15 protein-coding genes are annotated in these 17,543 nt (G+C 71.0%); 3 read left to right on the forward strand and 12 right to left on the reverse strand.

All coding sequences use genetic code 11. The annotated features are described in order from the left end of the window. Window positions 1–57: 57 nt before the first annotated feature. Window positions 58–876 (reverse strand): SAM-dependent methyltransferase, encoded by an 819-nt coding sequence (locus BMW88_RS05845; protein WP_245777591.1) that lies wholly within the window; start codon window positions 874–876, stop codon window positions 58–60. A gap of 180 nt (window positions 877–1,056) precedes the next feature. Here BMW88_RS05845 and BMW88_RS05850 point away from each other — a divergent pair, with 180 nt between their 5' ends. The 3 genes from BMW88_RS05850 to BMW88_RS05860 are packed head-to-tail and all read left to right on the forward strand — an operon-like array spanning window position 1,057 to window position 3,710. Further along, a complete protein-coding gene (locus tag BMW88_RS05850) occupies window positions 1,057–2,379 on the forward strand; it encodes a cytochrome P450 (protein ID WP_089949581.1) in 1,323 nt (440 codons plus the stop codon). 7 nt (window positions 2,380–2,386) lie between these two features. Then, window positions 2,387–3,379 carry an alpha/beta hydrolase gene (locus BMW88_RS05855; RefSeq protein WP_089949582.1) on the forward strand — a complete coding sequence of 331 codons (993 nt, stop codon included), beginning with the start codon at window positions 2,387–2,389 and terminating at the stop codon, window positions 3,377–3,379. Window positions 3,380–3,392: 13 nt separating this feature from the next. Beyond that, window positions 3,393–3,710 (forward strand): MGMT family protein, encoded by a 318-nt coding sequence (locus BMW88_RS05860; protein WP_089949583.1) that lies wholly within the window; start codon window positions 3,393–3,395, stop codon window positions 3,708–3,710. Window positions 3,711–3,755: 45 nt separating this feature from the next. Here BMW88_RS05860 and BMW88_RS05865 read toward each other — a convergent pair whose 3' ends face one another. The 11 genes from BMW88_RS05865 to BMW88_RS05915 all read right to left on the reverse strand — a co-directional run bounded on the left by BMW88_RS05865 (window position 3,756) and on the right by BMW88_RS05915 (window position 17,441). Then, window positions 3,756–4,397: a sirohydrochlorin chelatase gene (locus tag BMW88_RS05865; RefSeq protein WP_089949584.1), complete on the reverse strand. Its 642-nt coding sequence runs from the start codon at window positions 4,395–4,397 to the stop codon at window positions 3,756–3,758. Continuing rightward, entirely contained in the window at window positions 4,394–5,485 is a 1,092-nt protein-coding gene (locus BMW88_RS05870) for a uroporphyrinogen-III synthase (protein ID WP_245777592.1), read from the reverse strand. Before BMW88_RS05870 ends, BMW88_RS05865 begins: the two co-directional genes overlap by 4 nt. Beyond that, a complete protein-coding gene (gene nirD, locus BMW88_RS05875; protein ID WP_089949585.1) occupies window positions 5,482–5,796 on the reverse strand; it encodes a nitrite reductase small subunit NirD in 315 nt (104 codons plus the stop codon). Before nirD ends, BMW88_RS05870 begins: the two co-directional genes overlap by 4 nt. Continuing rightward, window positions 5,793–8,261: a nitrite reductase large subunit NirB gene (nirB, locus tag BMW88_RS05880; RefSeq protein ID WP_089949586.1), complete on the reverse strand. Its 2,469-nt coding sequence runs from the start codon at window positions 8,259–8,261 to the stop codon at window positions 5,793–5,795. The genes nirD and nirB overlap by 4 nt, the downstream gene beginning before the upstream one ends. Before the next feature lie 112 nt (window positions 8,262–8,373). Then, window positions 8,374–9,675 (reverse strand): MFS transporter, encoded by a 1,302-nt coding sequence (locus BMW88_RS05885; RefSeq protein ID WP_089949587.1) that lies wholly within the window; start codon window positions 9,673–9,675, stop codon window positions 8,374–8,376. A gap of 99 nt (window positions 9,676–9,774) precedes the next feature. Then, the gene (locus BMW88_RS05890) at window positions 9,775–11,247 is read right to left on the reverse strand and encodes an FAD-dependent oxidoreductase (protein ID WP_089949588.1); all 1,473 of its coding nucleotides are present in this window, start codon (window positions 11,245–11,247) and stop codon (window positions 9,775–9,777) included. Next, window positions 11,244–13,160 (reverse strand): molybdopterin oxidoreductase family protein, encoded by a 1,917-nt coding sequence (locus tag BMW88_RS05895; RefSeq protein ID WP_089949589.1) that lies wholly within the window; start codon window positions 13,158–13,160, stop codon window positions 11,244–11,246. Before BMW88_RS05895 ends, BMW88_RS05890 begins: the two co-directional genes overlap by 4 nt. 105 nt (window positions 13,161–13,265) lie before the next feature. Further along, entirely contained in the window at window positions 13,266–14,063 is a 798-nt protein-coding gene (locus BMW88_RS05900) for a TIGR02569 family protein (protein ID WP_089949590.1), read from the reverse strand. A 133-nt stretch (window positions 14,064–14,196) separates the two neighbouring features. Next, a complete protein-coding gene (moeZ, locus tag BMW88_RS05905) occupies window positions 14,197–15,369 on the reverse strand; it encodes an adenylyltransferase/sulfurtransferase MoeZ (protein ID WP_089949591.1) in 1,173 nt (390 codons plus the stop codon). A gap of 79 nt (window positions 15,370–15,448) precedes the next feature. Continuing rightward, window positions 15,449–16,444 carry a DUF3152 domain-containing protein gene (locus BMW88_RS05910; protein WP_245777593.1) on the reverse strand — a complete coding sequence of 332 codons (996 nt, stop codon included), beginning with the start codon at window positions 16,442–16,444 and terminating at the stop codon, window positions 15,449–15,451. A gap of 40 nt (window positions 16,445–16,484) precedes the next feature. After that, window positions 16,485–17,441, reverse strand: coding sequence for an alpha/beta fold hydrolase (locus tag BMW88_RS05915; protein WP_089949593.1), 957 nt, complete (start codon window positions 17,439–17,441; stop codon window positions 16,485–16,487). Window positions 17,442–17,543: the final 102 nt, after the last annotated feature.

Genomic DNA, 17,543 nt, shown 5'->3' on the forward strand with positions numbered 1-17,543 from the left:
CCGGTAGTCGGCGCTCATTGCGCCAACCGTGTGATCCTCCGACACTACAGCGTGGTTTTACCCCTTACGACCGACCCCAGCGTAGAGGAACATGTTCTCGAGGGTCTCGTCCGCGACGTCGCCCGGCCCGTCCGGCCGCCACTCGCCGCAGCCGACGAGACCCGGCTCGACCAGGTCGAACCCCTCGAACAACGCACTGACCTGCTCGTGGGTGCGCATGTGCATCTGGTCGGCGCTCTTGCTGCGGTTCACCACCGCCGCGGCCTCGTCGACCTTCTCGTCGATCTGGTCCTTGGCGACGTGCGTCATCGCGACGAAGCTCCCGGCGGGCAGCGCGTCGCGGTAGTGCGCGACCAGCTTCTCCGGGCTGTCCTCGTCGGGCACCCAGTGCAGCATGAGCAGCATCAGCAGGCCGACGGACTCGTCGAACCGCAGCAGCCGCGCGACCTCGGGGCTCGACAGCACCGCCTCCGGGTCGCGCATGTCGGCCTGGACGATGGCGGCGTTCTCGTTGTCGGACAACATCAATCGGCTGTGCGCGACGGCGACGGGGTCCTTGTCGACGTAGACGATGCGCGCGGCCGGGTCGCGCTGCTGCGCGACCTCGTGCACGTTCATGACCGTCGGGATGCCGGAACCGATGTCGAGGAACTGCCGGACTCCCTGGTCCGCCATGAAGTTCACCGCGCGACCGAGGAAGCGCCGGTTGAGCCGGGCGACGTTGGGCAGGCCGGGCACGAGCTTCTCGATCTGCGAGCCGACCTGCCGGTCCGCGGCGAAGTTGTGGGCGCCGCCGAGGATGTAGTCGTAGACGCGGGCCATGCTCGGCACGTTCGTGTCGATGCCGGCGGGGATCCAGTCCTGGATTTGGGCCACGGTGAACACCTCTTCGGTCTCGTGGCGGTTCGGGGGAGACGCACGAGCTTAGTCACCCGAGCGGCCCGCGCATTGAACCATCGGAGTGACGGGGAACCACCCGTTCAGGTGCTGTCGTCTGCTTCCAAACGGCCCCTAGGGTGGTCCATCCCCGTTCGGCCCAACTCCCCAGGAGTCCGAATGCCCGTCCCGGTGGCTCCCCACCGCTGGCCGTTGCTCGGGCACACACCGGCGATGCTCACCCGGCGCGCCAGGTTCACCGACGCACTGCACGAACACGGCGACGTCGTGCGCCTCGACCTCGGCCCGTTGCACGCGCACTTCGTCACCAGTGCTTCGCTGACCCACGAAGTGCTTGTCACGCAAGGCGCCAAGTTCCGCAAGGGCGCGATGTTCGACAAGTTCCAGCCGTACCTGGGCACCGGGCTGCTGCTGTCGAACGGCGAGTACCACCTGCGGCAGCGCCGGATGATGCAGCCGGCGTTCCACCGCGACCGGATGGAGGCGTACGCGTCGACGATGGCGCGTTCCGCCGCCGCGCTGGCCGCGCGGTGGCGACCGGGGGAGGTCCGCGTCGTCGAGGACGACATGCAGGAGCTCGCGGTCACCATCGTCGGCGAGGCGCTCTTCTCGGCCGAGATCGGGCAGCGCGCCGTCGAGGAGGTCCGCCGCTCGATCTTCACGGTCATCCAGCAGGGCATGGTCCGCGCGCTGTCCCCCGGTTTCGTCGAGAAGCTCCCGCTTCCCGGCAACAGGGAGTTCGACGCGGCCATCGCCCGCATGAAAGCCGTTGTGCTGCAGGTGATAGAGAGCTGGCGCGCGGACGGCGCCGACCACGGCGACGTCCTCTCCATGCTGCTGCTCGCCAGGGAAGACGGCGTCGGCATGACCGACCGGCAGACCTACGACGAGGTCCTGACGCTGTTGACCGCCGGCATCGAGACCACCGCGATCGCCCTGGCCTGGGCGTTCTACGAGGTCGGGCGCGACCCCGGGATCGAGAGCCGATTACACGCCGAGGTCGACGCCGTCGTGGGTGACCGCCCGGTCACGTTCGCCGACGTCGCCTCGTTGCCCTACACCAAGAAGATCGTGCAGGAGACGCTGCGCAGGTACCCGATCTGGTTCGTGATGCGCCGAACGCTCGTCGACGTCGAACTCGGCGACATCGCCCTGCCCGCGGGCGCCGAAGTGATCATCAGCCCGCACGCCCTGCACCACGACGCACGCCACTTCCCCGAGCCGCACCGCTTCTCACCCGACCGCTGGACCCCCGAGTTCGCCGCGAACCTGCACCGCGGCGCGTTCATCCCGTTCGGCGGCGGCAACCGCCTGTGCCTGGGCAACCTCTTCGCCCAGACCGAGATCGTCACCACCCTCGCGACCATCGCCTCGCGCTGGCGCCTGGTCCCCACCCGTCCGGCGCGGGTGAAGTTCACGTCCGCTCCGTACCCCCAGGGCCTGCTGATGAAGGCCCTGCCCCGCACCCAAAGTTGGAGGTAGTTCCCCCATGCGTTTCCGCAGGCTCTGCGCCGCGGCCCTGCTCGCCACCGGAGTCGCCCTCGTCCCGCAGCCGGCCTCCGCCGCCGCCGTGACGTGCCAGAACGTCAGCTACCCGGTGCGGATCGGCCTCACCCCGCTGGTGACCTCCCAGGAGACGATGGCCGGCCGGCTGTGCGTTCCCGACGGCGCCACCAAGGTGCAGGTGCTGATCCCCGGCGGCACCTACGACAGGTCGTACTGGGACGTCGCCTACGAGCCCTCGACCCACTCGTTCACCAAGTCCCAGAACAAGGCGGGCTTCGCCACCCTGGCCCTGGACCGCCTGGGCACCGGCCTGAGCTCCAAGCCGCTGAGCGCCTTCGTCACCGCCTCCACCCAGGCGAGCGCCGTCCACCAGGTCATCTCCCGCCTGAAGCCCCGCTTCAGCAAGGTCATCGTCGCGGGCCACTCCATCGGCTCCGCGATGGCGATGATCGAGGCGGGCACCCACCACGACGTGGACGGCGTGCTCGTCACCGGCTTCACGCACAAGATGAACTACATCACCGTGGTCCCGGTGCTGGCCAACATGGTCCCGGCGGGCCTGGACCTCGGCTACCTCACGACGATGCCGAACACCCGCTACAACTCGTTCCACAAGCCGGGCCCGCTCGTCCCGGCCGCGATCTCCTTCGACGAGTCCACAAAGGACGTGTTCGCGGCCACCGAGGCCGTCGACACCATCCTGCTGAACACCGTCGTCATCCCGATCTCGCGCAAGATCACCGTCCCGGTGATGATCGTCGTCGGCAACGACACCCACTTCTGCAGCGCCGGAGTGCCCCTGATGGGCAGCGACTGCTCGTCCGCCGCCGCCCTGAAGGCCGACGAGGCGCAGTTCTTCCCGGCGGCCCCCCGCCTGGACACCTACGTCCTCAACGGCTACGGCCACTCCATCAACTACGCCCCGAACGCCCCGGAGTACCACTCCGCCGTCGCCCAGTGGGCGAAGACGATCTAGCTAGACTCGGGGGATGGACGAAGAGATCCACGAGCGGGTCCGCGACCTCATCAGGGCCATCCCCCGCGGACGAGTCGCCACCTACGGCGACATCGCCGATCTCGCCAAGGCCCCGTCGCCACGGCTGGTGGGCCGCATCCTCAACGAGGACGGCCACGACCTGCCGTGGCAACGGGTCCTCAAGGCCGACGGCACCTGCGCGCCCCACCTCCGCGAGACCCAGCTCCAGCTCCTGCACGAGGAGGGCGTGCCGAACCTCGACGGCAAGGTGAACCTGCGCGAGTACCGCTGGGAGGCCGCGCGCGAGGAAGAGGCACCCGGCCTCTGGTGAGGACGGCGAGGGCACCCGGCGCGGACCAGCCGGGCCGAGCCACCGTCAAGCGGACCGCAACACCCCGCCCAAAGCCGCGTAATACTTCCGCAGCACCACATCGACCACCAACGGATGCGCCCCGACGGGCTCGGCGACGACATCCGCCCCGCACCCGGCGAGCGACCCGTGGAAAGCCCCCGGCGCGAGGAGCCACGACGCAACGGCCACCCGGCGTCCCCGGAACCCGGCGACGACGTCGGAAACGCGGGGCACGGCGGTGGCCACGTACCCCACGGCCGCGGCACCCAGCATCGACGCCGCCCTGCGCACCGTCGCGAGCGCCCGCGCGTCGGACGAACCCGCCGCGGCGAGCACTACTGCGTCGCCGCGGCGGAAACCTGCCTCCCGCAACCGGTCGCGCACCGCGGGCACCGCGTCCAGGCCCAGCGGGGACGTCAGCACCACGTCCGGGCGCGGCCCGATCTGCTCGGGGATGTCGACCCGGACGTGGTACCCGGCGGCCAGGAACACCGGCACCACGACGCAGGGCCCGTCCACGACCGACCGGACGTCGGGTTGCCGGACGTCGGCGTAAGCGACCGCGACCGGCACGTCCACCTGCGCGCGCACCATGTCGGCGATCTGCGCGCAGACTGCCACGCCGCGCGGGTCACGCGTTCCGTGGAACGCCAACACGAGTTTCACGCAGGCTCCATCGCTAGCCGGTATCCACGTTTCACCACGGTGCGCACCATCTGCGGCGAACCCAGAGCGGTCCGCAGCCGCCCTATCGCGGTCTCGACCGCGTGCTCTTCACCACCGGACGGCAGGGCGGCCAGCAGGTCCTGCCGGGAGACCACGCGTCCCCGCGCGGCCACCAACGTCCGCAACACCGCCATCGGCGCCGGGGCGACGGGCCGCAGCTCACCGTCGATCACCACGGCCTGGGCGCGCATCTCCATGTCCCGGGACGCGATCCGCAGCCGGGTGGCCCTGGCAGGCAGTTCCACCGCGAGCTCCCGCACCATCGACCCGATCCGCGACCGGGCGGGCTGCACCACCGGGATGCCCGCCGCCACCAGCGGTCCCGCGGTGATCGCCCCGACCCCGACGACCAGCACGTCGCGCCGCAGCACGGAGACCAGGGCCGCCCGGTCCGGGGCGGCCCGCAGCACCGAGGACGCGGCCGGGGCGCTGGTGAACGTCACCGCGTCCACCTGGCCCGCCAGCACCGCCTCGATCAACCGCTGCAACGGTCCCGGGTCCACCGGCGGCTCCCACCGGTAGACCGGGATCTCGACGACGTCCGCTCCGGCGGCCTCCAGCGTGTTCACGAAGTCCGGCAACGGTTCCCCGTGCAGCTGCACGGCGACGCGCTTGCCGGACACGCCCATCCGCAACAGGTACTGCAGCAGCTCGGCGTTCGACTCCGACGACGGCGACCAGGTCTCGACGAGGCCGGCCGCCCGCACCGCGCCCTTGGCCTTGGGACCGCGGGGCAGCACCACGGCGCCCTCCAGGGCCCGGTGCAGCCGGCTGGCCAGCCCCCACCCCTCTGCGGCCTCGAACCACCCGCGGAACCCGATCGCCGTCGTGGCGACGACGACGTCGACCGGTGACGACACCAGCTCCAGCGTCGCGGCGTGCAGGGTGGCGTCGTCCGGCAGCGGCACGATCCGCAGGGCGGGCCCGTGGATCACCGACGCGCCCTTGCGTTCGAGCATGGCGATGAGCTCGTCGGCGCGGCGGGCCGCGGTGACGCCGATGGTGAAGCCCGCCAACGGCCCGGTCACGTCAGCTCCACGACGCCGTCGCGCACCCGCACCCGGTGCACCGCGACCGAGACCGACGGCTCGTCCAGGCACTTGCCGGTGGCCAGCTCGAACGCCTGCTTGTAGACCGGCGACACGACGACGGGCACACCGCCGCGGTCGCCGACGATGCCGCGCGACAGCACCGCGGCGCCGCTGAACGGGTCGATGTTGTCCAGCGCGTGCAGGGAGCCGTCGGCGGTCAGGAACACAGCCACCTGCGAGCCGTCGGGCAGGAGAGCGGCCACTCCCTGTTCCGGGCGCAACACCTCGAAGTCACAGACGACGGTCACCTGACGACCTCCGGAATGCCGAGCTGGACGGGGACGCGCTGACCGCGTTCGGCGCGGAACGAGATCGTGGGGTCGGGGGTGCCGGGCGCGTTCACGAACGACGTGAACCGCGCCAGCTTCTCCGGGTCCTCCAGCACGCCGCGCCACTCGTCGGCGTAGTCGGAGACGTGCGCGGCCATCGCGGCCTCCAGCTCGGCGCAGATGCCGAGCTTGTCGTCGACCACGACCTCGCGCAGGTGGTCGAGGCCGCCGTCGAGGCCCTCCAGCCACACCGACGTGCGCTGCAACCGGTCCGCGGTGCGGATGTAGAACATCAGGAACCGGTCGATGACGCGGATCAGCTCTTCGGTGTCCACATCGGACACGAGCAGGTCGGCGTGGCGCGGCGTGAAGCCGCCGTTGCCGCCCACGTAGAGGTTCCAGCCGTTCTCCGTGGCGATCACGCCGAAGTCCTTGCCGCGCGCCTCGGCGCATTCGCGGGCGCAGCCGGACACGGCCGACTTGAGCTTGTGCGGCGAGCGCAGGCCCCGGTAGCGCAGCTCCAGCTCGATGGCCAGCCCGACGGAGTCCTGGACGCCGTACCGGCACCAGGTCGTGCCGACGCAGGACTTCACCGTGCGCAACGACTTGCCGTACGCGTGCCCCGACTCGAAGCCCGCGTCCACGAGCCGGCGCCAGATCTCGGGGAGCTGGTCGACCGTCGCGCCGAACATGTCGATGCGCTGACCGCCGGTGATCTTGGTGTAGAGGCCGAAGTCGCGGGCGACCTCGCCGATCACGATGAGCTTCTCCGGGGTGATCTCGCCGCCGGGGATGCGCGGCACGACCGAGTACGTGCCGTTGCGCTGGAGGTTCGCCAGGAACCTGTCGTTGGTGTCCTGCAACGAGGCCTGCGTCTCGCCCAGGATGTGGCCGTTGCCCAGCGACGCGAGGATCGAGGCCACGGCGGGCTTGCAGATGTCGCAGCCACGTCCGGTGCCGTGCTTGGCGATCAGCGCGCTGAACGTCGTGACGCGCGTCGCGCGGATGATCTCGAACAGCTCCGCCCGCGAGTGGGTGAAGTGCTCGCACAGCGCATTCGACTGCTCGACACCGCACTCGGTCAGCAGCTTCTTCAGCATCGGCACGCACGAGCCGCAGCCCGTGCCCGCCTTGGTGCACGCCTTCAGCTCGGCGACGTCGCAGGCGACACCGGCCCGGACCGCGTCGGTGATCGTCTGCTTGGTCACCGCGTGGCAGGAGCAGACCTGCGCGTCGGCGGGCATCTCCACGTCCACGGCAGCGCCGGGTTGCAGCAGCGCCGCCGGAACCTCCTTGCCCACCAGCGGTCGCAGCGACGGGTACGCCGAGGCGTCGCCCACCAGCACGCCGCCCAGCAGGGTGCGGGCGTCGTCGGACACCACGAGCTTGCTGTAGGTGCCCGCGACGGCGTTGTTCACCACGACTTCGAGCGCGCCCTCGGTGGTGGCGTGCGCGTCGCCGAACGACGCCACGTCCACGCCGAGCAGCTTCAGCTTTGTGGACACGTCGGCGCCGGGGAACACCCGCGCGCCGCCGGAGAGCTGGTCCGCGACCACCTCCGCCATCGCGTAACCGGGTGCGACCAGCCCGTACGCCACGCCCTCGACGGCGGCGCACTCGCCGATCGCGAAGATCCTCGGGTCGGCGGTCCGGCAGGCGGCGTCGACCAGGTAGCCGCCGCGCGGGCCCAGTTCGAGTCCCAGGTCGAGGTCGGTGCGCGGCCGGATGCCCGCGCTGAACACCACGACGTCGAGGTCGAGCTCCAGGCCGTTGGCGAGCCGGGCGATCAACCGCGTCCCGTCGCGTTCGATGGAGGAGGCGGAGGTGCCGGTGTGCACGGTCAGGTCGAGCTTCTCGACCAGGCGCTTCAGCAGCCCGGCACCGCCCTCGTCGACCTGGATCGGCATCAGCCGCGGCGCCAGCTCGACGACGTGCGGCGAAACGCCCATGCCGCGCAACGCGTTGGCGGCCTCCAGCCCGAGCAGGCCACCGCCGAGCACCATGCCGGAGTGCCGTCCCGGCCGGTCGGCGGCCTCGACCGTCGCCCGGATGTCGTCGAGGTCGTCGACGGTCCGGTAGACGTGGCAGCCCGGCAGGTCGCGGCCGGGAACCGGCGGCACGAACGGCACCGAGCCGGTGGCGAGCACCAGCGCGTCGTACTCGACCTCGACGCCGGAGGCGCCGGTCACGACCCGGCGGTCGCGGTCCACCGAGACCGCCTTCTCCCCCAGGCGGAGCTCGCAGCCGGTCAACGGCGGCAGCTCCAGGTCCGCGAAGGTCCAGCTGTCCACGTAGGACGACAGCGCGACCCGGTCGTAGGCGGGGCGGGACTCCTCGCCGAACACCACGATCCGCCAGGACGAGTCGCGGAGGATCTCGACGAGCCGGTGACCGACCATGCCGTTGCCGATCACGACCAGGGTCTTGGGAGTCGATTCAGCCATCAGGCATCCCTCCTTCCGCCCGGTATGCTCACCGGGCGGCGTGTCATCCCCAGGTCCGCGACATTGCGCGGGTGTTAAAGGGAACTCTCTCCGCAGATCAGGGCGGTGTGCGTCACACGCCCGCGTAGGCGAGCGACGGGCGCGCCGCGAACACCTTGCGCCGCAGGTAGAACCACCACGTGGTGCCGAGGCAGAGCGCGTAGAAGACGAGGATCGCGGTCAGCGCGGGCGTCAGCGTCTTCGAGCCCTCCAGCGAGAACTTGAAGACGAGGTTCACCAGCACGCCGCCGGCCGCGCCGATCGCGCCCGCGATGCCGACCACGGCGGCGGCCTGCCGCTTGGCGGACTTGTCGTCGTCGGACTGCGTGCGGAAGATCGCCGGGATCATCCGGTAGGTCGAGCCGTTGCCCACGCCCGCCAGCACGAACAGGGCGATGAACGAGCCGAAGAACAGCGCGAAGTTCTTCGTGTCGACGCTGACCAGCACGCCGATCGTGCCGATCGCGAGCCCGACGAACGTCCCGAGCGTCACCTTCGCGCCACCGACCCGGTCGGCGAGCCAGCCGCCGAACGGGCGGGCCACCGAGCCGATCAGCGCGCCGAGGAACGCGAGCGACACCCAGCCCCTGTGGTCCACGAAGCTCAGCTTGATCAGCGACGGGAACGCGAACGAGTAGCCGATGAACGACCCGAACGTGCCGATGTAGAGGAACGACATCACCCAGGTGTGCGTGTTGGACATCGCGCGCCGGTACGACTGGCCGTCCGGCTTGGCCTGCGTGAGGCTGTCCATGAAGACCCACGCGAGGGCCGTGGCGAGCACGATGAGCGGCATCCAGATCAGCGCCGCGTAGGCGAGGTTGATGCCCGTGCCGAAGGCGATCACGAACGGCACGACGAGCTGCGTGATCGCGACGCCGAGGTTGCCGCCGGCGGCGTTCATGCCGAGCGCCAGCCCCTTCTTGCCCTCCGGGTAGAAGAACGAGATGTTGGCCATCGACGACGAGAAGTTGCCGCCGCCCAGGCCCATCGCGGCCGACGTGAGCAGGAAGAACCAGTACGGCGTGCCCGGCGTCGACACCGCGTACGCGAGCATCGTGCACGGGATCAGCAGCAGCCCGGCGCTGATCGTCGTCCACAGCCTGCCACCGAACCGCGGCACCGCGAACGTGTAGGGCACCCGCAGCACCGCGCCGACCAGGTTCGGCACGATCAGCAGCCAGAACTGCTGGCCGACGCTGAAGTCGAAGCCCACCGAACCGAGGCTCACCACCACGATGCTCATCAGCACCCACACGCTGAACCCGAGGTTCTCGGCGAAGATGGACAACGCCAGGTTCTTGCGTGCGATCCGCTTGCCGGTGGACTCCCAGAACTCGGGCTTCTCCGGCTCCCAGTGGTCGATCCAGCTCATGAAACATCCTCCGCGGGGTCGGCGACTGCCGAAGAACCTAGAAAACGGGCATTACCAAGGGGTTCTGGCCGATGACGGGGGCGGCAACTCCGCCGCACATCACGCCGGCTGCGGCTGTGAGGCTCCGAGCCAGTCGGCCAGGCCGCACACCGCGTCCTTGCACCCGCCGCAACCGGTGGTCGCGCGGGTGGCCTCCACGAGCTGCGGCAACGACTCCGCGCCCGCACGCCACGCCGCCACGATCTGTCCCTTGGAGACGGTGTTGCACCGGCAGATCACCGCGCTGGACGGCAGGTCCGCCGGTGACGCGGCTTCCGCGGGCAGGGCGCGGCCCAGCAGCAGCGCGAGCCGGTCGGTGGGCGCGGGGACGCCGCGGTCGTAGAGCTGGGTGATCGTGGCGGCCGCGTCCGGCGCGCCCAGCACGATCGCGCCCGCGACCCGGTCGTCGCGCAGCACGAGCTTCGCGTAGCGGCCGCGCGAGGGTTCCTGGAAGCACAGCACCTCCGAGTCGGGGCAGTCGACGTCGGTGTGCACGTCACCCAGCGCGGCCAGGTCGACGTCGCGCGCCTTCAACCGCGTGACGACGGACGTGCCGAGGTACCGGGCGGCCGGGTTCGCGCCGGTCAGGCGGTCGGCGAGCACCGCGGCCTGGTCCCACGCCGGTTGCACCAGGCCGGAGACCGTGCCGGGGTGCTGCGCGCAGTCACCGATCGCGTGGATGCGCTGGTCGCTGGTGCGCAGCACGTCGTCGACCACGATGCCGCGGTCGACGACCAGGCCCGCCTCGACGGCCAGGGAGGTCTCGGCGCGCACGCCCGCGGAGACGACCACCAGCTCGGCGGGCAGGTGGCTGCCGTCGTCGAGGACGAGGCCGTCGCCGGGGAGGTACTTGGCGGCGAGCGAGTTCAGCCGGAACTCGATGCCGAGCCGGCCGAGCGTGCGGGCGAGGACGCTGCCGGCGCCGGGGTCGAGCTGGCGTTCCATGAGGTGGCCGACCGGGTGCACGACGGTGACGAGGCAGCCGCGTCCCGCCAGGCCGCGGGCGGCCTCGATGCCGAGCAGGCCACCGCCGAGGACGACGACGGGCATGCCCTTGCGGGCCTTCGCCTCGATCCGCGCGCAGTCGTCGAGGGTGCGGAAGGCGACGACGCCGGGAGCCAGCACGCCGTCCTCGGTGAGCCCCTCAGCCGGCGGCACCCACGGCGTACTACCCGTCGCAAGCACCAACGCGTCGTACGAGAAGGGAACGCGGGGGCCCCGCGTTCCCTCCAGGGAAACGCGGGGCCCCCGCGTTTCCTCGGCCACGACGGTGCGGGTCGAGCGGTTGATTTCGGTCACCTTGTGGTTGAGGAGCAGGGTGATGTTGTGCTCCTCGGCCCAGCCCTCGTCGTGCAGCCGCGTCGACTCGGGCGTCATCGTGCCCGCCACGACGGTCGAGAGCAGCACCCGGTTATAGGCGGCGTGCGGCTCCGCGCCCACCACCGTGATGGAGATGTCCTGGTCGCGGCGCCGGATCTCGTCCGCCAGCCGCGCGCCCGCCATGCCGTAGCCGACGATCACGATTCGCCTCATGCCCGCTCCAATCGCACCGCGCACACCTTGAACTCGGGCATCCGGCTCGTGGGATCGAGCGCGGGGTTCGTCAGCAGGTTCGCCCGCCCGTCACCGGGGAAGTGGAACGGCAGGAACACCGCGTCGGCGCGCATGCTCGGCACGCACCGCACGGTCGCCGTGACCCGGCCCCTCCTGGACACGACGTGCGCGAGACCGCCGGCGGCGAGCCCCGCCCGCGCGGCCGTGTCCGGGTGCACTTCCACGTACATCTCGGGAACCGCCTTCAGCAGCTCACCGATCCGCCGCGTCTGCGCACCCGACTGGTAGTGCTGCAGGACGCGGCCGGTGGTGGCCTGCAACGGGAACTCCTCGTCCGGCGGCTCCGCCGGGCCGCGGTGGTCGACCGGGACGAACCGCGCGAGGCCGTCCGGGTGCGCGAACCGGTCGAGGAAGAGCCGGGGTGTGCCGGGGTGGTCGACGGACGGCACCGGCCAGTGCAGCTCCTCGTTCTCCAGCCGCTCGTAGGTGATGCCCGAGTAGTCGGACGGGCCGCCCGCGGACGCCCTCCGCAGCTCCTCGAAGACCTCCTGCGGCGCCACGGGGAACCCGCCGACGCCGAGCCGGGACGCGAGCCCGTGCAGCAGCTCGAGGTCGCTGCGGACACCGGGCGGCGGGTCGAGGGCCTTGCGGCGCCGGATGACCCGCCCTTCCAGGTTGGTCATCGTGCCGTCTTCCTCCGCCCACTGCGTCACGGGGAACACGACGTCGGCCATCGCGGCGGTCTCCGACATCACGAAGTCCGCGACCACCAGCAGGTCCAGCGCCCGGAACCGGTCGGTGACACCGGACGCCCGCGGCGCGGACACGACGGGGTTGCTGCCGAACACCAGCATCGCCTTGATGTCGTCGGCGGTCAGCAGCTCGTACGCGCTGCGCCCCGGTCCGGGCAGCTCGGTCACCCCCCAGACGTCCATGACGTGCCTGCGCGCCGCCGGGTCGTCGATCTTGCGGTAACCGGGTAGCTGGTCGGCCTTCTGCCCGTGCTCGCGGCCGCCCTGGCCGTTGCCCTGCCCGGTCAGGCAGCCGTAGCCCGATCCCGTCCGGCCGGGCAGTCCCAGCGCGAGCGCCAGGTTGATCCACGCCGAGACCGTGTCGGTGCCGGAGGCGTGCTGCTCGGACCCGCGGCCGGTCAACACGTACGACCGCCCGGCCAGCATGTGCACGGCGGCGCGCTGGTCGGCGGCCGAGACGCCGGTGACGCGTTCGGCGCGCTCGGGCCACCACTGCGCCGCGATCCTCCAGGCGTCGACGAAACCGCTGGTGCGCGTGGCGATGTACTCCTTGTCGAGCACTCCCTCGATGAACGCCGTGTGCAGCAGCCCGAGCGCCAGCGCCAGGTCCGTGCCGGGCGCGGGCTGCAGGTGCAACGTCGCGCGCTCGGCGGTGGGGGTGCGGCGCGGGTCGATGACGATCAGCCGCGCGCCCTCCAGGTGCCGCAGGAACGGCGGCATCGTCTCGGCCGGGTTCGAGCCGGCGAGCAGCACCGTGTCCGCGGACCGCAGGTCGGACAGCGGGAACGGCAGACCGCGGTCGAGCCCGAACGCCTTGTTGCCCGCCGCGGCCGCCGACGACATGCAGAACCGGCCGTTGTAGTCGATCTGCGAGGTCTTCAGGGCGACGCGCGCGAACTTCCCGAGCGCGTACGCCTTCTCGTTGGTCAGGCCGCCGCCGCCGAAGACGGCGACCTCGTCTGGCTCGTACGACCGGATCCGGGAGGCGACGAAGTCGAGCGCCTCGTCCCACGAGACGGGCTCACCGCGCAGGAGTGGTGTCGTCAACCGGCCTGGATGGCGCAGCAGCTCCCCCGCCGTCCAGCCCTTCTGGCACAGCCCACCGGGACCAGGCCTCACCTGGCCGTCGATGACGCTCATGGAGCACTGCAGCGCGCAGTAGGGGCAATGAGTCACGCCGCTGACGCTAAGAAGTGTGCGTTAACCCGGTGCTCCGCAATGTTTCGTGCCTGGAAAATGGGCCGCTCACAGCATATCGGTGAGGTGGTGAGCAGCTCGTTCCAAGCCCGCAAAGGACGCGGGCGTTGACAACGGGTGCAACGCGTGCACGGCGAGCCGGAAGAGCGTCGCGCGCACCAGCACCTGCGTCCACTCGTCGAGGTGGCTCCAGCGCTGGAACAGCCCGGCGTCCGCGCCGCCCCAGGCGACGGCGTCCACCGCGATCACGGCCGCGGCCCACTCGGCGGGGCGCCAGTACGCGGTGAAGTCGATGACGGCCGGTGGGGCGTTGCCCGCGAACAGCACGTTGCCGAACAGGTCGCCGTGCACGACCTGCGGCTTGAGGTCGAGCGGCTTGCGGGTCTCCATCAGCAGGTCGAACAGGCGGCCGCCGAGCTCGGCGTCGAGCGGCACGTCCTCCTCGCCCCACGCCTTGCGGTCGGCGACGGCGAACACGTCGGTGCGCGTGTCGAGGAACCGGGGTCTCGGCAGCCCGGCCGTGGCCTGGTGCAGGCGCTGGGCGACGGAGATGACCTCGTCGTGGCGCGGCTCGGCCCGGCCGGCGAGGAACTTGGTGGCCGACCAGCCGCCGACGACGTACCGGCCGTCGGTGGACCGCAGCGGACGGCCGACGCGCAGGTTCGGCACGTTCAGGCCGTCGAGGGTCTTGGCGATCCAGGTGGCCTCGGCCGGCTTGGGCGCCGGCCGGATCGTCGCGTCACCGCAGCGCCACGCGGGGCCGCCGTCGATGAGCTCCGGTTCGGCGTCACGTGCCCCGAACGCCGCACGCACGTGCGCTGGGGGCGGTTCGGGGGTGCGGGTCACGATCGGGCACGCTACCCGGCTAGACCGTCCGGGTGGTGGACCGCGACACGCGGTGATTCACCCCACCACCCGAACAGTGCAACGGATCATGAGTGCTTTCGGGCCGCTGAGCACCCGAAAGCACTCATCACCGCTAGTACGTCGGCAGGCTGGGATCGACCTCGCGGGCCCACGCCAGCACGCCGCCACCGACGTGGACGGCGTCGGAGAACCCTGCCTTGTGCAGCGCCGCGAGCGCCTCGGCCGACCGCGCGCCGGACTTGCAGTGCAGCACCAGCGGCTTGTCCTGCGGCAGCTCCGACAACGCCTCACCCGAGAGGATCCGGTCCTTCGGGATCAGCACCGAGCCGGGGATCTTCACGATCTCGTACTCGTGCGGCTCGCGGACGTCCACCAGCAGGAAGTCCTCACCGGACTCCTGCTTGTGCTTGAGCTCGAGCGGCGTGATCGTGTTGCCCGCGGCCGCCTGCTGCGCGTCCGTGGACACGACACCGCAGAACGCCTCGTAGTCGATCAGCTCGGTGATCTTCGGCGACGCCGGGTCCTTGCGGATCTTGATGGTCCGGTAGCTCATCTCCAGCGCGTCGTAGACCATCAGGCGGCCCAGCAGCGGGTCGCCGATGCCCGTGAGCAGCTTGATCGCCTCGGTGACCATGATCGAGCCGATCGACGCGCACAGCACGCCCAGCACGCCGCCCTCGGCGCAGGAGGGGACCATGCCGGGAGGCGGCGGCTCCGGGTAGAGGTCGCGGTAGTTGAGGCCCTGGCCGTTCGGGGCGTCCTCCCAGAAGACGCTGACCTGGCCCTCGAACCGGAAGATCGAACCCCACACGTACGGCTTGCCCAGCAGCACCGCGGCGTCGTTCACCAGGTAGCGCGTGGCGAAGTTGTCCGTGCCGTCGAGGATCAGGTCGTAGTCGCGGAAGATCTCCAGCGCGTTCTCGGAGTTCAGGTGCGTCTGGTGCAGGACGACCTTCACGAACGGGTTGATCTCGGCGACCGAGTCGCGCGCGGACTCCGCCTTGGGACGGCCGACGTCGGACTGGCCGTGGATGACCTGGCGCTGCAGGTTCGACTCGTCCACGACGTCGAAGTCGACGACGCCGAGCGTGCCGACCCCGGCCGCGGCCAGGTACAGCAGTGCCGGGCTGCCCAGGCCGCCCGCGCCGACGACGAGCACCTTCGCGTTCTTCAGCCGCTTCTGCCCGTCCACCCCGACGTCCGGGATGATCAGGTGCCGGCTGTACCGCGCGACTTCTTCCTTGGTCAGCTCCGCGGCTGGCTCAACGAGCGGCGGAAGCGCCATGCTCATCCTCCTCGACGAATGTCTCCGTGTCCGAGACAACGTCTACCCTGCCTCGGCTCTTCCCCGTTGGAAAGCCGTCTCAGCCTGCGGGAAACGCGTTCGGCTTGCACACCTTGCCGTCGGCCGGCACGACGTCCTGGCCCGCGTTGAGCTGCGACACGAAGTCGTTCGAGACGCCGAACGTCTGCTGCATCATCACCGGGGCCGGGGCGTCGTTCTCCGGACAGGGCGCGTGCTGGCTGCCCAGGGCGTGACCGACCTCGTGGTTGATCACGTAGGTGCGGTACCCGGCCAGGTCCGAGCCGTAGGCCATGGCGCCGCGCACCCAGCGGGCGACGTTGATGACCACGCGCTCGGTCGGCGGGTGGTAGCAGGAGGTCTCGAACGGGATCTCCTTGCCGCAGAGCGTGTGGGTCGTCTTCGTGGTGGTCAGCGCCACGACGAAGTCCGGGTTCTGGTTCGCCTCCACCCGTTGCAGCGCGACCTGCTTGGTGCCGATCCAGCTGCGCGGGTCGGACAGGATCCCCTCGACCGTGCGCGCGAACGCCGCCGCGTCGTCGTTGTAGTCGGCGGGCTTCACGCCGTCCTCGATCGCGATCGCGTACCTGCGGAACTTCGGCGCGTTCCCCTCGCCGACGCGGGGACCGCTGCCGGCGACCACCTTGAACGTGCCGACGCCGTCCTGCGAGAAGTCCGGACCGGCGGGCAGCTCCGCGGTCGGGATCTTCAGGTCCGGCTTCTTCGCGGGCAGCTCGGACGGGGGTGCCTCCGGCGTGCTCACGGGCGTCTCGGCGGCGTTCGTGCCGCCGCCCCCGCCGATCCCCGGCGTCTTCGGCTGGACCGTGTCGAGGACCACGAGCGCGGTCAGCACGAGCAGGACCGGGATCGCGTAGATGCGCCACCCGTAGCTGGCGACGAGCCGCCGCACGCCGCGGCGCTGCGGGGCGCGCCGGGGCGCGGTGGCGCCTTCCGGCTCCCAGGCGGCCGCGAGCGGTTCCGCGCTGGTCCGGCGCTCGCCGCGACGGTAGCGGTCAGCGGGCGGAGCAGAACGTCCTCGCTCGGGGGCGCGATTCACGCCCCCCAGGATCGCACACGGCCCGTGCGGCCTTCGCCGCTCACCAGGTGCCGCGGTCGACCGCCTCCCACATGCCCAGCACGGCCCTGGCGACGGTCGCGGGCCGCTCCATCTGGGCGACGTGCCCGGTGCGCGGGAGCACCAGCAGCCGGCCCTTGGGCAGCAGCCGCGCCGTGCGGGGTGCCTTGCGCACGCTGACGAGCCGGTCGTTCTCGCCCCACAGGACCAGCGTCGGCGCCTTGACCAGCGGCAGCGTCCGCCACAGCGACCTCGGTCCCGGCAGGAGCCAGCTCTGCATCAGCCCGAACGTGCTGCGGTTGAGCGCCTGGCTCGCCCACCGCTGCCGGGCCCGCTCCTCGTTCTCCCTGATCGACTCCTCGATGCGGTGGTCGGGCACCAGGCTCGGGTCGGCGAAGCACAGCTCGAGCATCTGCCGGGTGCGCTCGTGCGGAGACAGCTTCGCGAGCTCCCGGCGCACCCTCGGCCCGATGATCGGCAGGACCGCGAGCGCCATCCGCGGGTCCGACATGCGGTCCAGGCGCGGCCTGAGGTCGGGCACCGCCGGCGAGACGAGCGTGAGCGTCCTGACCAGGTCCGGCCTGGTCGCGGCGGTGATGACCGAGATCGCGCCGCCCATGGAGTTGCCGAACAGGTGCACGGGTTCGCCGAAGGTCTCGAGGTACTTGACCACCGTGCGGGCGTGCGTGGTGAGGCTGAAGTCGTAGCCCTCGATCGGCTCGGAGCGGCCGAAGCCGGGCAGGTCGATCGAGTGCCCGCTGACGTGTTCGCGCAGCTGGGCGGCGAGGTCGGTCCAGTTGGTCGCGGACCCGCCGAGCCCGTGCACGTAGACGGCGGGCGGCCCGTCGCCCGGCGTGGCTCTGACGTGCACCTCGTGGTCGTCGATCCGGTGGAACTCACCTGGCCACGGCGCCTGCGACGTGTCCAGCGGTGGGAGCGCGACCGTGGACAGCGGGGCGGGAATCAGCGTGCTCACCAGACCAGGATGCGGGAAAGAAGCCGAAGATGGTTCCCGGATGTCGGCTACCAGCGAGTAAGGTTGCGCTCACGCCTCGGTGAGGCAACCCCTCCCCGACGGCTG

It is taken from the genome of Lentzea xinjiangensis, assembly GCF_900110955.1.
In the GTDB taxonomy this organism is placed as follows: Bacteria; Actinomycetota; Actinomycetes; order Mycobacteriales; family Pseudonocardiaceae; genus Lentzea; species Lentzea xinjiangensis.

Coding starts and splice junctions, on each gene's coding strand:
- BMW88_RS05895 (WP_089949589.1), bottom strand. CDS start 13,160: ATGAGCGTCATCGACGGCCAGGTGAGGCCTGGTCCCGGTGGGCTGTGC.
- BMW88_RS05850 (WP_089949581.1), top strand. CDS start 1,057: ATGCCCGTCCCGGTGGCTCCCCACCGCTGGCCGTTGCTCGGGCACACA.
- BMW88_RS05855 (WP_089949582.1), top strand. CDS start 2,387: ATGCGTTTCCGCAGGCTCTGCGCCGCGGCCCTGCTCGCCACCGGAGTC.
- nirB (WP_089949586.1), bottom strand. CDS start 8,261: ATGGCTGAATCGACTCCCAAGACCCTGGTCGTGATCGGCAACGGCATG.
- BMW88_RS05860 (WP_089949583.1), top strand. CDS start 3,393: ATGGACGAAGAGATCCACGAGCGGGTCCGCGACCTCATCAGGGCCATC.
- moeZ (WP_089949591.1), bottom strand. CDS start 15,369: ATGGCGCTTCCGCCGCTCGTTGAGCCAGCCGCGGAGCTGACCAAGGAA.
- BMW88_RS05890 (WP_089949588.1), bottom strand. CDS start 11,247: ATGAGGCGAATCGTGATCGTCGGCTACGGCATGGCGGGCGCGCGGCTG.
- BMW88_RS05885 (WP_089949587.1), bottom strand. CDS start 9,675: ATGAGCTGGATCGACCACTGGGAGCCGGAGAAGCCCGAGTTCTGGGAG.